The 200-nt window shown below is 46.0% G+C and carries 1 rRNA gene; it reads left to right on the forward strand.

Annotated features, from left to right (window positions below):
• Positions 1-93 precede the first annotated feature (93 nt).
• A 5S ribosomal RNA gene (rrf, locus tag AC3B4V_RS16365) occupies positions 94-200 on the forward strand; the annotation flags it as partial.

Consider the following 200-nt stretch of genomic DNA (forward strand, 5'->3'; position numbering starts at 1 on the left):
TTGTTGATGACTTCAGTTTTGAGGGCGCGAGCCTTTCAAAAAAACGAAAAAAAGTCTTGACGTTATGTGAACATAATGTTAAGATAATAAATGTCTGGTGGCGATAGCCAAGTGGTCACACCCGTTCCCATGCCGAACACGGAAGTTAAGCACTTGAACGCCGAAAGTAGTTGGGGGCTTCCCCCTGTGAGGATAGGACG

The organism is Exiguobacterium sp. E17S (genome assembly GCF_057772545.1).